The organism is Polynucleobacter sp. 35-46-11, assembly GCF_002281105.1.
In genome coordinates, this window is record NZ_NCFJ01000092.1 from 1 (window position 1) to 14513 (window position 14513).

At 44.0% G+C, this 14513-nt stretch carries 20 protein-coding genes and 2 pseudogenes; 10 read left to right on the forward strand and 12 right to left on the reverse strand.

Annotated features, from left to right (window positions below):
* On the reverse strand, window positions 1–801 hold an 801-nt coding region (locus B7Y67_RS08395), incomplete at its 3' end, for an EamA family transporter (protein ID WP_293598253.1).
* Window positions 794–2409, reverse strand: a pseudogene (locus tag B7Y67_RS08400) (GMC family oxidoreductase). The pseudogene B7Y67_RS08400 and the gene B7Y67_RS08395, both read right to left, overlap by 8 nt.
* Window positions 2410–2495: 86 nt before the next feature.
* Here B7Y67_RS08400 and B7Y67_RS08405 point away from each other — a divergent pair.
* On the forward strand, window positions 2496–2708 hold the full coding sequence (locus tag B7Y67_RS08405) for a helix-turn-helix domain-containing protein (protein WP_293598254.1): 213 nt from the start codon (window positions 2496–2498) through the stop codon (window positions 2706–2708).
* A gap of 31 nt (window positions 2709–2739) precedes the next feature.
* A complete protein-coding gene (gene yjgA, locus B7Y67_RS08410; protein ID WP_293598255.1) occupies window positions 2740–3267 on the forward strand; it encodes a ribosome biogenesis factor YjgA in 528 nt (175 codons plus the stop codon).
* An 8-nt stretch (window positions 3268–3275) separates the two neighbouring features.
* Here the strand turns inward: yjgA and B7Y67_RS08415 are convergent, their stop codons facing one another.
* From B7Y67_RS08415 to B7Y67_RS08425, 3 genes are read right to left on the reverse strand one after another with little or no spacing between them, the layout of a single operon-like run.
* Window positions 3276–4352, reverse strand: a complete 1077-nt coding sequence (locus tag B7Y67_RS08415) for an acyltransferase (protein WP_293598256.1) — start codon at window positions 4350–4352, stop codon at window positions 3276–3278.
* A 50-nt stretch (window positions 4353–4402) separates the two neighbouring features.
* On the reverse strand, window positions 4403–4585 hold the full coding sequence (locus tag B7Y67_RS08420) for a hypothetical protein (RefSeq protein WP_293598257.1): 183 nt from the start codon (window positions 4583–4585) through the stop codon (window positions 4403–4405).
* Window positions 4586–4621: 36 nt separating this feature from the next.
* On the reverse strand, window positions 4622–5200 hold the full coding sequence (locus tag B7Y67_RS08425) for an HdeD family acid-resistance protein (protein ID WP_293598258.1): 579 nt from the start codon (window positions 5198–5200) through the stop codon (window positions 4622–4624).
* Between the two features lie 184 nt (window positions 5201–5384).
* Between B7Y67_RS08425 and B7Y67_RS08430 the strand changes: the two genes are divergently transcribed.
* The 4 genes from B7Y67_RS08430 to B7Y67_RS08445 all read left to right on the forward strand — a co-directional run bounded on the left by B7Y67_RS08430 (window position 5385) and on the right by B7Y67_RS08445 (window position 6555).
* Window positions 5385–5615, forward strand: coding sequence for a hypothetical protein (locus tag B7Y67_RS08430; RefSeq protein ID WP_293598259.1), 231 nt, complete (start codon window positions 5385–5387; stop codon window positions 5613–5615).
* Between the two features lie 95 nt (window positions 5616–5710).
* Window positions 5711–5875, forward strand: a complete 165-nt coding sequence (locus B7Y67_RS08435; RefSeq protein WP_293598260.1) for a hypothetical protein — start codon at window positions 5711–5713, stop codon at window positions 5873–5875.
* A gap of 84 nt (window positions 5876–5959) precedes the next feature.
* Complete coding sequence (locus B7Y67_RS08440; protein ID WP_293598261.1) at window positions 5960–6190, forward strand: hypothetical protein; 231 nt, start codon at window positions 5960–5962, stop codon at window positions 6188–6190.
* A complete protein-coding gene (locus B7Y67_RS08445) occupies window positions 6190–6555 on the forward strand; it encodes a type II toxin-antitoxin system death-on-curing family toxin (RefSeq protein WP_293598262.1) in 366 nt (121 codons plus the stop codon). Before B7Y67_RS08440 ends, B7Y67_RS08445 begins: the two co-directional genes overlap by 1 nt.
* Window positions 6556–6563: 8 nt before the next feature.
* On the opposite strand, the gene B7Y67_RS08450 is transcribed toward B7Y67_RS08445, so the two are convergent.
* Together B7Y67_RS08450 and B7Y67_RS19495 are read right to left on the reverse strand one after the other, a co-directional pair.
* On the reverse strand, window positions 6564–6839 hold the full coding sequence (locus B7Y67_RS08450) for a hypothetical protein (protein ID WP_293598263.1): 276 nt from the start codon (window positions 6837–6839) through the stop codon (window positions 6564–6566).
* Window positions 6840–7037, reverse strand: a pseudogene (locus tag B7Y67_RS19495) (helix-turn-helix domain-containing protein); the annotation flags it as partial.
* 465 nt (window positions 7038–7502) lie between these two features.
* Between B7Y67_RS19495 and B7Y67_RS08455 the strand changes: the two are divergent.
* Entirely contained in the window at window positions 7503–8531 is a 1029-nt protein-coding gene (locus B7Y67_RS08455) for an ionic transporter y4hA (RefSeq protein ID WP_293598264.1), read from the forward strand.
* A gap of 97 nt (window positions 8532–8628) precedes the next feature.
* Window positions 8629–9708, forward strand: a complete 1080-nt coding sequence (locus B7Y67_RS08460) for a glycosyltransferase (protein ID WP_293598265.1) — start codon at window positions 8629–8631, stop codon at window positions 9706–9708.
* Window positions 9709–10058: 350 nt separating this feature from the next.
* On the opposite strand, the gene B7Y67_RS08465 is transcribed toward B7Y67_RS08460, so the two are convergent.
* From B7Y67_RS08465 to B7Y67_RS08480, 4 genes are all read right to left on the reverse strand, one after another.
* Window positions 10059–10274, reverse strand: a complete 216-nt coding sequence (locus tag B7Y67_RS08465; protein ID WP_293598266.1) for a hypothetical protein — start codon at window positions 10272–10274, stop codon at window positions 10059–10061.
* Entirely contained in the window at window positions 10271–11032 is a 762-nt protein-coding gene (locus tag B7Y67_RS08470) for a Fic family protein (protein WP_293598267.1), read from the reverse strand. The genes B7Y67_RS08465 and B7Y67_RS08470 overlap by 4 nt, the downstream gene beginning before the upstream one ends.
* The gene (locus B7Y67_RS08475; RefSeq protein ID WP_293598268.1) at window positions 11025–11528 is read right to left on the reverse strand and encodes a type IV toxin-antitoxin system AbiEi family antitoxin domain-containing protein; all 504 of its coding nucleotides are present in this window, start codon (window positions 11526–11528) and stop codon (window positions 11025–11027) included. Before B7Y67_RS08475 ends, B7Y67_RS08470 begins: the two co-directional genes overlap by 8 nt.
* Window positions 11529–11727: 199 nt before the next feature.
* Window positions 11728–11970, reverse strand: coding sequence for a hypothetical protein (locus tag B7Y67_RS08480; protein WP_293598269.1), 243 nt, complete (start codon window positions 11968–11970; stop codon window positions 11728–11730).
* A gap of 46 nt (window positions 11971–12016) precedes the next feature.
* Here B7Y67_RS08480 and B7Y67_RS08485 point away from each other — a divergent pair, with 46 nt between their 5' ends.
* Window positions 12017–12952 (forward strand): site-specific integrase, encoded by a 936-nt coding sequence (locus tag B7Y67_RS08485; RefSeq protein WP_293598270.1) that lies wholly within the window; start codon window positions 12017–12019, stop codon window positions 12950–12952.
* A 12-nt stretch (window positions 12953–12964) separates the two neighbouring features.
* A complete protein-coding gene (locus B7Y67_RS08490) occupies window positions 12965–13891 on the forward strand; it encodes a hypothetical protein (RefSeq protein ID WP_293598271.1) in 927 nt (308 codons plus the stop codon).
* Here B7Y67_RS08490 and B7Y67_RS08495 read toward each other — a convergent pair.
* Window positions 13888–14513, reverse strand: a 626-nt coding sequence (locus B7Y67_RS08495) for a sugar transferase (protein ID WP_293598272.1), incomplete at its 5' end; no start/stop codon positions are given. The genes B7Y67_RS08490 and B7Y67_RS08495 overlap by 4 nt on opposite strands.

The window sequence follows — 14513 nt, forward strand, 5'->3', positions numbered from 1 at the left end:
CCCCATGCCAAAGATGGGAACCAATAAAGGGGCCGGAGCTACCAGAGCTGCCGGATGCTTAGATAAAAGCCAGGCCCAAGCGGCGTAACCAAATAAGGTATTGGCCCAAGATTGCCAAAAGACTCCTGCCCAAGCCCCTAAGGGCGCTAACTCTATCGCTGAAACTAAGCTGGAATATCCCCCCTCGAAATACAGAGAGAGCAATAACAGGGGTGGAATCGAAAATGCACTAGCCCACACAACATAAGCAAACATATTGATAGCACCTGCTTGTCGACTCACGGTATTACCTGCCCCCCAGGCACAACCAGCACAGATGACTAAACCTATTCCAAGCAAACTGGTTTGACTATCAATGTGACTAGCAATCACCAAGAGACCAATCATCGCAATTCCAATGGAGATGGCTTGATGCCAGTAAAGTCGCTCTTTTGCAAAGATCATCGCAAAGCCGATGGTGAAAAATACTTGGGTTTGCACCACCAGAGAAGCTAAGCCTGGAGTGATATGGCCGTTGATTGCATAAAACAAAATACCGAATTGCCCGACCCCAATAAAGATTCCATACATCGCTAAGTTGAGCCACGATACCCGGGGACGTTTTACAAAAAAGATCGCCGGCAGTAAAGCAAAAACATAGCGCAGGGTTGCGAACAAAAATGGTGGAAACGCATCCAGTGATTTTTTAATCACGACAAAATTAGTTCCCCAGATTGCCACAATGGCCAAAGCCAAGAATAAATGGCTTAGGGGTAGGCGGTTAGGCAGCCGATTTGGCAGTCTATTAACTGAGTCACTCACCGCAGAGCAATTCTGCTGCGCGCTGCGCAATCATCATGGTTGGCGCTGCAGTATTTCCTGAGGTAATCGTTGGCATTGCCGAGGCATCCACTACTCGCAAGTTATGCACTCCCCTGACCCGTAATTGAGAATCGAGTACTGCTGTAGGATCATCATCGCGGCCCATTTTGCAAGTGCCCACCGGATGAAAAATGGTTGTACCAATATCTCCAGCCGCTTTAATTAACTCTTCTTCAGTTTGATATTGCATACCAGGCTTGTATTCCTCTGGTGTGTATGGCTTAAGCGCTGGCCTTTCCATAATCTGACGTGTTAGACGCAATGAATCTGCTGCCACCTTACGATCCTCATCAGTAGATAAATAATTTGGCGCAATCACTGGGGGAGCTTCTGGATCAACCGAGCTGATAAGTTACAGACGCTGGCCGTGATGGCATCAAAGGTATGTAAATCTTCACCAAACTTTTCTAAAGATAAAGGTTGTACGTGGTACTCCACATTTGGAGAATCATGCTCTGGAGAGCTGTAGGCAAAAGCACCAAGCTGCGATGGCGCCATCGACATCGGACCAGAGCGCTTAAATACATACTCCATGCCGATTAAGAGCTTGCCAAGCAAAGAACTCGATTTGGTGTTCAGAGTCTGAATACCATTGACTTTATAAATCATCCGTAATTGCAAATGGTCCTGTAGGTTCTCGCCCACGCCCGGTAAATCGGCAATGACGGGAATACCTAGCTTGTTGAGGTGCGTAGCTGATCCAATACCCGAGCGCTCTAGAACCTGCACACTACCAATGGCACCCGCACTCAAAATGACTTCTCCTTGTGAGTCAGTATTGAGATTGCTGCAATACACATCGATGGTGTTTCCATCTTTTATATATTGCACACCGATGCAATTTTTACTCACCGTATCAATCAAGAGCTTATTGACTACAGCTTCGGTAATCACCGTCAGATTGGGTCGCTTAGCTGCATCGCGTAAGAATGCTTTGGCAGTATTTAAACGCCAACCTTTGCGTTGACTGACATCAAAATACCCTACCCCAAAGTTATCGCCTTGGTTAAAGTCATCTGATGCCGGGATGCCCGCTTGGACAGCGGCCTCTCTAAAGACATCCATAATGGGCCAGCGCAAACGCTGTTGAGATACCGTCCACTCACCACCTTTACTGTGCCATTGATTAGCAGCACCGTGATAATCCTCGAAGGATTTATATCGACGTAGCGCATTATCCCAAGACCAAGACTCATCGCCTGTCGCCTTAACCCAAGAGTCATAGTCGCCAACCTGACCACGCATATAAATCATGCCGTTAATCGATGAACAACCACCTAACACCTTTCCCCGCGGATACAGCAGTGAGCGTCCATTTAGACCTTTTTCAGCGGTAGTCTTAAAACGCCAATCAGCCCTGGGGTTATCAATGCAATACAAATAACCAACTGGAATATGAATCCAAATATAGTTGTCATGCGACCCCGCTTCAATCAATAGCACGCGCTTAGCGGGATTCTCAGTCAAGCGCTTGGCTAACATACAGCCTGCACTACCTGCGCCAATGATGATGAAGTCGTAGGTGTTTTGCGGAGAGGATTGAGTCATGCGCTTAATCAGAAATAACCATGAAGTTCATACTATCTATTATTTACTAAAATTTAGCCTTGACTTACCCCTCATGGAGCTAAAAAATGTCATCCCTCAACTATGAGCAAGTCTTTGGACATCTAAGAAATGCTACCTTTTCAGCAGAAGAGGCTGCAGAATTTTTAGAGGTCTCGCTTCCTACTTTACGAAGATATGTACAGTCCGGTAGATTAAAGCCCACATCAATCATTGGAAGAAGCCAGTTATTTTCTAGCAATGATCTAAAGCTACTAAAACAGAAAACCAATAAAGAATAGTTAAAGTCCAATACCCGTCTAAAATAGCCCTATGCATGTCAATGAAAAGAACCGTACCCCCAAGAAAGAAGATCTTGATGAGGGGCCAAGCAAATCCGAGCTAAAGCGCCAGATGACTGAGCGCCAGAAGCTGGCCGAGGTTCTGGCGGCACTTAGTAGTGATGCCTTAAAGACCATTCCTTTGGATGAAGCCATTAAAGCTGCCATTGCAGAAACCAACAAGATTAAAAGTTTTGAGGCGATTCGTCGTCACAAACAATACCTTGGCAAACTGATGCGTTTCTTGGATGAAGAAGAGCTTGATGCCATCCAAAAGCGTTTAGATGCGATTCAAGGCGTTAGTAAGGCAGAGACTGCAAAGCTTCATCATCTAGAGTCTTATCGCGATCGCTTAATTGCGAGCGATGAAACCTTTACCAAGATGATTGAGCAATATCCCGATATGGATATTCAGAATATGCGCACTCTCATCCGCAATGCCCGCAAAGAAAAAGAAACTAATAAACCTCCCAAAGCTTATCGAGAAATCTTCCGCGTCTTAAAGGATATGGGAATTTAAGTTATCACCTAAATCTTAAGCTTAGCTGAGGGAATCTCCACCCAGCGATACATGTAGTTTGCAGCAATAGTGCTACACACCACCACCCCTAGCATTAAGCCAATAGCCATTACGCCACTCTCATGAGCATGCATGCCAGAGGCAATATACAGCGTGTTCGCAAGCAAGATAAATGCGAAGTGAATCAAAAAGGCAGAGTACGAGCGTGGGCTCGCCCACGCTATAGAGCGCAATACAAATGCTTTTGCCTTTGAACTAGTGGGGCTAAGACTTGGATAGCCGGCATTACCCCACACTAATAACGCAATGGCCACAAACCAAGCTAAGAAATTCCGTAACCACACTTCATGCAATGAAGAAATTGCAATAATCACACCAATAGCAATCAGCATCCATTTGGCTAGAACTCGGATCCTCTTATCAGAAAAGTTCTTGGCGAGATATGCCAATACACCAAGACTGTATGAACCAATAAAGTAAATAAAGTAGGCCTCGTACTGATTGGATCGATTGAAGTACAGCAAAGAGCTGACTGCAACAATACTGATGAACCAAATCAATGCCTGATAAGAAGAAAAAGATATCAGCAGAACGGCCAGCACTGAATACAGCTGCCAATCAATTGCTACATACCAAACACCAGCAGATATAGAGTCAAGCCCCAATATGCCTTGCAAGAAAAATAAATGTGCCAAGAACTGACCGAGTGTTTCTTGTTCGCCAACGAATTCATCATTTACCCAAAAGCGTGCAATCCAAGCGCAAACAATAGTAAAGATCAAAGCGACCAAATAGGGAGCAAATAGGCGCAAGTAGCGATTGATGATGACTCGCAGTAAATGTTGGCTGCTGAATTTTGCACTCGCAAATCGAGTGAGTGATTGGGTTGCGAGGTGACCCGCCATGACTAAGAAGATTTGTACTGCAAAGCGACCATACTCAAATAAGAAATTCATGACACCCGGCAAGAAAGCTCGCGTATCTTCTGCAATCTGACCATAACTCGATAGGTGATGCAGGATGATCAACAGCGCTGCAAAGACCTTCAGAAGATCAATTAAGAAAAGGGGCTGGGTGTGCTTCAAGACAAGAATAGACCAGCACTCAAGTTAATAAAGAGTGCTGATAAGAGTAATTATTTGGATTTCTCGGACTTTGGCTTACCCATCAAAGAGGCAAGCATAGGATTGCTACTAGCAAGCTCTTTTTTGGTCTTTGCAATGCGCTCTGCAGCACCAGGCTTTGGCGTCTTAGCAGCATTCTTCATCCGCTGCGCAGTTGTCAAAGCCAGGTTCTTGTAGAGGTCAGTTTTTTTCATTGTCATGGAGATTCAATTCCTAAAGAGAACTCAGGATTACTTAGTCAATGAACGTGCTGCGAGGCCCAAGAACAGTAATGACCAACCTTGCAAGAACAATTCGATTGCAATGAGTAAGCCAGGCAACCACAAGCTACTTTCTGGGTAGCCACTCATGATGAGAACACCCATCAAGATCGAAATCGCTGATGACAATACCAACCAAATCCACTCATTAAAGTGACGATGCTGAAACGCAGAGATTAAACGCAGCACTCCGGTGACAAAGAAAATAGCTGCTAACCACAAGGTAATCGCCTCTAACGCAGGAATTGGAAACGCCCAAGTGTAAACACCGGCGGCAATATACAAAACAGCTAATAGCACTTGAATACCCACACTCTTCCAACCAGAGGATTTGAGTGCATGAGCAAATTGCAACACGCCAGCAAAGATCAAGAAAGCGCCCAAAACATTAATAGTGACAAATGAAAACAATGTCTGACCGGCAATGCCAATCATGCCTAAAATAATAAAAAGAATGCCCATACCAATTAGGGTGCCAGGCACTTTAGCTGCAGCGCCAAGGACTGCAGCGCGAATTTCTTTAATTTGAGTCAGAGATAAATCAGTCATTTACAGGCTTTCAAGAAAAATAGGGGCTATAAAACTTTAGTAGCCATATTATCTCAGGCTTTTTGAGCCTAAATTGACTCAAACAGACCCTCAAGTGCAATAGATGCTGAGGAAAAATCTGTATTCTTACTGCTTTTATATGGCTAGATAACTAGCTGCTACCGTATGAAAGTATTCAATTTAAATGGATAGCACTCTCACGACTGCTCTTGGCATTGTTGCAATACTATTGCCACTCGTTGTAGGTCGCTTGGCATGGAAGCGCTTTGACCATTACTTTGGTCGCAACGATAAAGCCTATATGGGTAGCCTTCAATATTTTCTCAAGAAGCTAGGCTTCACTATTTTGATCACCTTTATCCTCTTGTGGATTGGCATCAGCCTAATTTTTAGTAGTAGTCCGAATTACGCATAGAAGCAAAACTCAACTTGGTAGTTCTGAGTAGCATTCTCGCACTCACAGTTGTTGGCAAACTAACTAATCCCAAATTTATAAACGTGATCCTTCTAATGGCTGATGAACTGCCATCTGAGCTTAGTCTCCTGTTTATTACCATTCAAACTGGTGTATTCACTCAACTTAAGACTAACTACCTTTTTGCTATGCTGATTGTGATTTTTGGCTTTGTATCGATTGCTAATGGGCATGGAAAATACAGAGAATTTCAGCGTTAACCCCTCAATTTGTAGAGTTTTCATGAATTTCTTGATTTTCCATGAAATTTCAAGAAAAATAATGAAAACTACTGGAATAAATCTATGGGCACCATTCTATTAAGCAAATTTTCATCTCAAGCACATCCCGAGATACTCAATACTTTGCGTCAGATTGCTGATATCGAAGGAAAAAAGTTTCATGCGGTTTTGGATGAAGCATTTCGTGATTTTTTAAACAAAAAGGGAGTGTCTACCCCCGATCGCCAGGTTATGGCAAGCTTTGCACAAAGCCTGCATGAATTTGAGGACCTATATAAAGAGCTTGCCAAGTAATGCTCTTTATTACTATGCAAGACATCATGCTTATGCACGGTGTCTTGATTAATCGATTTGGCGGATCACCAGGCTTAAGAGATAAAGCCGGCCTTGAGGCTGCTCTCATGCGCCCTCAATCAGGCTACTACCCAGATGTCATTTCTCAAGCAGCGGCATTGTTTGAAAGTCTCATCATCAATCACCCCTTTATTGATGGCAATAAAAGAATTGCATTTGCTGCCATGGATACTTTTTTGAGAATAAATAATAAGAGGCTCAATACAGATTCGTTAAAAGCCTACCGTCAGATAATTCACATGTTTGAAGAGCGCGAGCTAAAGTTTGACCAAGTTGATGCATGGCTCCGAACTATATGCAAATAAAGTAGTTTTTAGAGCAACTGCTCCATTCCACACTCATCAATGAGTCGCTGGATTAATACCCTCTCATGCTCATCAATCTCGTTGATCTCCAGGAAGCGTTTGTTGCGCTCATAAATTCCTATCGCTTCTTCATCAGTTAAAAGTAAGTCGTGGTTAAGTTGCCATGACAAAGCTCTTAGCTGCGGATAGTCACAAATCCTAATCTGCGCCCTATCAATACTAAATTCAACCACTTCTTCTTCAATTTTTGGCATTGGTAGACCCAGCGGTCGTAAGATATCCAAGTTGAGACCTAATGCCTTGCAAAGCAGAATATAAGAATTTATGCAAACCGAAGTTGCACCCCTTTCAATACGTATTACAGTAATTCGAGATATCCCTGCTGCTCTTGCAGCAGAGTTAATTCGAATACCCAAAACCTTTCTATGGGCACGAATTTTTTGACCCAGGATCAATCGATACATAACAAGCCCTCTCCTCATTTACCTGTTAGTTAGCCCACAGAACTCAAGCGATGAGAGCAAATGAAGATGAATTGTTAGTTAGCCCACAGAACTCAAGCGATGAGAGCAAATGAAGATGAATTACCTCAATTCATGATGAGGCAATATCTAGCCTATACACATTGAAGCAAGTTTTTTCGTCTTGGGATTTTAAAAGATAGGAAAAACCATCTTGCATAGATGGTTTGATATGTCCAAAGAAATTGGGGTATGGGGCTTTTAACAAGTCAGATAGGCAACTCAATGAGTCATACCAAGAACAGCATGGGCGCCATGAGCAGACAGAGTCAAGGCTTTCATATGAATCTTTGTAAAGATAAAGTCAAAGTACTTTAAATAATTCCAATTAAATCACTTTAAAATAACTTTCTTGAGAATGCCATTTCATTAGCACTCCTTATTAACGAGTAATTGCACTGCTCACCACAAAAGACCAATTGATTGATGAACTTCTTCACCCCACTACTGGATCAAAGTTGGTTCATTGCCTTAATGGCTGTCACGCTGATTGGGGCAGTGCTATCAGCCGTTCACCATGCGGAGGTCATTGCCCATAAAACGGGCGAGCCCTATGGAACTCTGGTGCTTGCCATTAGCGTCACGATTATTGAAGCGTCTCTCATTATTGCCATGATGTTTGCTGGCCATGAGGGTTCTGAGTTTATTGCTCGTGATGCCGTCTTTGCCACAGTCATGATCGTGATCAACGGTGTCATTGGCTTGTGTATCTTTATGGGCGGCTTTAAGCATCATGAAATGTCTTTCCGCAATGAGGGGACTAATTCTGCTTTAGCGGTTCTCACTGCCTTAGCAACCTTCATTCTGGTCATGCCCATGGTGACGGTAAGCACTCCCGGGCCAGACTTTACTCGGGGTCAACTGGCTTTTGCAGGCTTTGCCTCGTTTGCCTTATACGCTGCCTTTATCTTTTTCCAGACGGTGAGTCATCGTGATTATTACCTCCCGAAAGCGGAAGATCAAAAAACCAATAGCGATGCGCATGCAGAAAAGCCCAGCAATCTCAAGACCGCCATCAGCCTCGCTTTATTACTTGCCTCTCTTGCAGCAGTGGTGGGACTTGCAGAAGCCCTAAACCCGGCTATCGAGGCTGGCGTTAAAGCCGCGGGAGCACCCAAAACCGTTGTCGGCATTGCCATTGCAATGCTTGTACTCCTACCCGAGGGCTTTGCAGCCATCAGGGCTGCTAGGGCCAATCGCTTACAAAGTAGCTTGAACCTAGCCTTAGGCTCAGCACTAGCGAGTATTGGGCTGACTATTCCGACGGTGGCTGCCTTTGCAATCTTTTTTAATCTGCCTCTCAGTTTAGGTATCAGCAGCCTAAACATGACCCTAATGTATTTATCCCTCTTCATTGGGGCGCTTACCCTGGCCATTGGCAGAACTACCCTCTTGCAGGGTGTGGTCCATTTGATTATCTTCTTTGAGTTTCTGTTCTTGAGCTTGGTTCCTTAAAGCCAAAAGTGGCTTAAATCTGCCCCGCCTTTCTTAAAATATCCAAATTTTGGATAAAAATGAATTTTTAGACATTAATAGAATTTATAATCATTGAATGATTAGCCTATTAGTCGCCTTCTTTACATCCTTTATCGCGACTTTGCTCATCATTCGTCTCGCCCCCTTGCACCAGCACCTGTCTGGAGACTCTGATTTATCGGGCCCACAAAAGTTTCATAAAAAATCGGTACCCCGTATTGGGGGCGTGAGTATTGCACTGGGCATCTTTGCCGCAATCATGGCAAGGATGATGACAAACCCAAGCGCTACTGTTGAGTTACTGCTTTTGGTCTGTTCAGTGCCGGTATTTGTAATTGGCTTTACAGAGGATTTAACCAAAAAAATCTCTGTCAAAATGCGGCTAGCATTTACTGCTGTTGGCGCCCTCATGCTGACTCAATTACTGAACACCTCAATTGGTAGGCTTGATATTCCAGGCCTGGACTATCTATTGTCTTTTTCGGTCATTGCCACACTGCTCACTATTTTCGCAATCACTGGCTTAGCGAACGCTTACAACATCATCGATGGCTTTAATGGCCTATCTAGTATGGTTGGCATTCTTACCTTGCTCGGAATTACTTACATTGCATTTACGGTTGGCGACTTTACTATCGTGTTTTTAAGTCTCATCATGGTTGGTGCAATCTTAGGATTTTTTGTGTGGAACTACCCAAGAGGTCATATATTCTTGGGCGATGGAGGTGCTTACCTCATTGGCTTTTGGATTGCTGCCCTGAGTGTATTGCTGGTCTCACGCCACCAAAATATCTCCCCCTGGTTTGCATTATTGATTAATGCCTATCCGATCATTGAAACACTATTCACGATCTACCGCAGGAAGATTCATCAGGGCAAAAATCCAGGACTGCCAGATGGCATTCACTTTCATACCCTAATTTACAGGCGCATCCTCAGCCCAAATCATGTTGCAAGCGAGCAGCAGTGGTTTGATGCGAACTCAAGGACATCACCCTACCTATGGACCTTGGCTGGCCTTGGAATTGTGCCAGCAGTGCTCTGGTGGCAATCTACCCCGATCTTGATGTGCTTTGCACTTCTTTTTATTGTCTCTTACGTCTGGCTCTACAAGCGTATTGTGGTTTTCAAGACGCCCGCATGGATGCATCCCTAAAACCAGGTAACCCACTTGAGCAGAAATTGAAATAGCAGATATAGCAGCAAAAGCAATTCCATCACTTCAATACCAGCAGTACTCGCAAAATTTGCCAGATCAATATGATCACGGCCAAACAAGCGACAACCAATAAGCTCAATTCAATACGAAACAGCTTCACGCGCTTGTGAATGTACTCAATCGACAGCATGACCACTCCCCAAATGAAAAACCTTAGGGTAATTCAAAGCCAAACACAGTTGTATGGGAGGACTCTGATAGTTTCGTGAGTAGCGTCTTGTTTTTATAAGTACATGGACCAGCGAAGCTAAGTCTTGTTATGTCACCATGCGGGCCTATGCTCCAGACTAGTTGCAGTTATCGAGTTTCGAAGTTAGCTTTTTCCAAGCGCCACGATCCTTTACAGCTCGACTCGAAAGGGCGATAGCCCTTTCTTGAGGACCTTCAAATGTGATGGTTTCTGACTTGGAAATGGGCTCTCCACTATCCGCCTTTTGCGCTACTTTTCGTGCGCGCTCAAAAAATCCTTTAACTGCACCAGTACGAATAATCACTTGCGTCATTTCGAACCTTTCGTTAATGCACTTATATTTTGCTCTGCAAGCTGATAACCACGTCGGCGCTCAAAAGCTTGATAACTCTCGGCCACTTTTGGATCCGTATACTGAGCCGAAAAATCTGCACCTGCATTGACCCCATCAAGGCCTGGCAGAATTGATATAGATTCCAACCACTGATCTCGAAGAATTTTCTCCCCAATACATGGGAGTAGATACTGATCCAAAGCACCGGCATGAGGATCTTCAATCTCACGGGTCAATGCTTCTAAATAGGCAGCCTTGTCAGTATCAATCCAATTAATTGACATATTCGCACGAAAACATAACTCAGCATGAACCAGAAGCATGGCACGCCCATTCCCATCTAAAAATGGGTGGCCATACGCAAACATCCCCATAATAAATCCGGGTTTTACTGCCATTTGCTTTTTGTCCTGGTCAATTGAAAGCCCTTCCTCAATCGCGCGCTGACAATCTTTGGGGTGGCAAAAATACACCTCACCCTTGCTGATGGATCTATCCGGCAGTACCGTATTTCGATCTTTACCTGCCCACGGATAAAGGGCCGAGAGGAGGATGCGGTGAACCTCCAAAAAATCGGAGTACTCAATTCTTTTACATTGCGCTAAAAAATCTAAAGCGATAGGTAACTGGGCGCGGAATAATTCGTGCTCCGCAATTTTGATAATTTCTAAATCTTTCTCGCTAGCCGTATTGCGAAGATAACCACGCGAGGCATAATCGCCAAATGGATCAAACACGCTTGAGGTCTTTATGGTGCTTGATGACTAATGCCACCATATCTTTGGGCGTTATTTTTCCTGAGCGTGTCAGGGCAACTAATAAATCATCGGTCGAATCACTCATCACCTCATCGCCGGCTAATTCTGTCACTGAACTCGCCCAACGATCCGCGTAGATTGGATTAAATCCAACGCCCTCGTTTCTTGCCAAGTCTCTGACGTACCGAGCGGTCCGGGTCAAATGAGCACGCTTGCTACGGTGTACAAATTGATCATGTGCATTCTTTGTCCTTAAGGCAGCGCATTCCAGCAAAGCCTCCCTGCCCAATTGGACTACTTTTGCGGGCTTGGCGTAAACACCTCGATCTAGCTTTTCGATGAGGCCGCTATCAACTAGAGAACGCAGTGCAGCAGAAACCTGGCTAGGGCTACCAAACGGCTTGGCATCTTGGCGTAACAAAAGCCCATCTCGACGCGGGCGAAGGGATTGCAAGATACGGCCTTTGATGTCCATCTGGTTATTATAATTTACCTATAAATATATAGCAATATCAATTACTTAATGACTTGTTATGTGCCGGTATATAAGCTATATTTGAACACCCGATACATGGCATTAGCGGGCCAACTGCCACCCCACCCCCTAAAGTAACTCTTGAAATAAGTTAATCGGAATCGATCAAAGAACGATCACTAGTTCGTTTCGCAAAAAGCTATTTTTTCAACTTTAAGCGAACGCCCGGCCCGTCCTCTGGGGTGCCGATAAATTCAATTCCAGCATCTTCAAAAGCCTGCTGAATTGAATGCAAAACCTTGACGCTAGCAGAGTCTGGGACTCCATCACAAGCCTCGATCCTACGAATGCTCGATAGGCTAACCCTCGCCCGATCCGCTAAATCAGATCCAGACCATCGAATAAGGGACTTTGCAGCCCGCACTTGCGCACCTGTAATCATTAGACATATAATGTGTCAATATTGACACTTTTAGATTCTTAAAATTATGAAATTAACTCAACTTCATCAGGATAACGCATCCAGCCTAGTTATCCAAACCCTTGAAAGAATCGAGGGTGCTTATGCGCCTGCAACCATCAGGGCCTTTAAAGCAGATTTCAATACCTTCATCACCTATTGCATAGAACATCAGACAAATCCTCTCCCCGCAAATCCTAGTGTTGTAAGCAACTACATTGACCACTTGAGTAACTGCACTTTCACTTCAGCCTACATCCGGCGGATCATTGTTTCCATTTCCAGCGTTCATAAGTTAAACCGATTTGAGGATCCAACCAAGGATTGTGATGTTCAGCTCGCCATTCGAAAGATGCATCGCAAATTAGGTAGATCATCCAAACAGGTTGCTGGGATTACCAGAAAAATCTTGGAAAAGATGATGGATGCCACCCAGAATGATCTTCGTGGAATACGAGATCGAGCTTTAATGCTGGTCGCATACGATACCCTTTGCCGCAGAAGCGAACTAGTTGACTTGCTAGCCGAGGATATACAGAGGGAGCCCACCGAAAAAGCAGAAAGTACTCGGTTATCCATAAAGTTACGAAAAAGTAAAACGGATCAAAACAGCCTCGGTAGATGGTTGCGCTTAACCGACCAGGCGAGCATAGCGCTAGAAAAATGGCTAGTGGCTAGCGGGATCCAATTGGGCCCCATCTTTAGAGGCATTAATAGGGGTAATGAAATTACCGAAAAACTAGGGAGTGGTCAGATCGCACGCATCTATAAAAGAATGGCAGTGAAAGCAAATTTGGATTGCGATACTATTAAAAATATTAGTGGGCACTCTATGCGGGTAGGGGCAGCTCAAGATCTATTGCGAGAAGGAGCGAGCCTGCCGGTCATCATGAATCGCGGTAGGTGGTCTAAGACGGATACGGTAATGCGGTACGTGGAACACATGGTTCTACCAACATCTTAAGGAGTAATGAGTATGGCTCTTAATGCGAAGAATAAAAGCATCATCACAAAAGTGGCGCAGAAGAAAACATCAACGGGGCCGATCTCAGCAGCAGGAAAAGCAAAGTCTTCTAAAAATGCAGCACTTCATGGCGCCACCTCCCCTCAATTGCTTAACGATATCGAGAAAAGCAAGTACGACACACTATTGAACGAGCTAAGAGAGTCTTACCCCTCTGCTAATCCATTAGTTCGTATGCAGTTAGAGCGAATTGCAAAACTTAATATTCAATTAGAGCGCATTCAAAATACGATAGACGCGCAGTTTCTCAGAAGTAGAGCTCTGAGCCGAGGCTATCACGAACTTGCAAGGCACTTAGATATGGACAGGGAAACTAAATCATTAGCACTTAATCTTGCTATGGGGTTTGGTGGCAAAGAAAAAATTATTGACATGGATAAAATTGATATCAGTAATGAGTTAAATTACTGGGTTGATTCTGAAAGACCATCAACTCATGAGGAGTTTTTAGATAAGACCCCTCGCTTTTGCGAATATCTGTTTAACGAATCCGTCAAAAGTCAGCAAACTATTAAAGACTATATAGGCGACAAGGTTCCAAAGCAAAAGCTCGAAGGCAATCAACACTACTCTCAAGGCATAGATATTCGCTTTGTATTTGGCGATGAAAAACCGAGAATTGACTCCGATATCGAGGAGGGGATTAAGAATACTGAATTAAAGGAACTAAAACGCGCAGCAGAATGGTATGGTCAAGAAATTATGAGAATGATTTTACGCACCCAAAAAATAGCCGACTTTAGAAAATTAGGGCCAATTGAAGAACAGGCCACAACGCCAGACCTAGATCAACTTGATCGTTTAATGCGATACCAAACAACAATACAAAGACAATTATCAACGGCAATTGGGGAATTACTAGCTTTGAATAAGATCTAGTGGCCTCCACCCTTAATGATCACTAGAATGCCTTTCCAAATAATCCACAAATCCAAACATAGCAGACCGAAAGAAGATCGCTTTAGGTATTGATCAACATATTCGTACTCGTAGACCGGGTTACCCATCTCTGCAGTTCCCTTATTGATATGACCCAAGCCCAAAAGGCCGCCACGCAATAAAAATCTGGTGACATTGCCCTGCGCGCGATCTCTTTCATAATGCAATACAGATAAGGGGCGTGGACCAACAATGCTCATATCACCCTTCAAGACACTCCAGAACTGAGGTAATTCATCAAGATAGAATTTCTTAACAAATTGACCCACATATGTTCGACTATCTGGAGTCCACTCAGCCGAGTAAGCAATCCAATCATGCCGCTTAGCACCCTCTGGCTCTATGTATTTAGTCTTAATTAGTCGAATTTTATATTTGGGAATAATCTTTCCAGCGCTAACCCCGTTGTAATAAAAAAACATGGGGCCTTTATTTTCAGGAATAAACCAACCTTCTACCAAGAAAGCCAGTTTCAACAATAACAAGATTGGTGCTGATATCAACAAAAGTAGAGCCGCAACTAACTTATCAAACAGCGCCTTAAAAAAACGGGGCGGCAAGG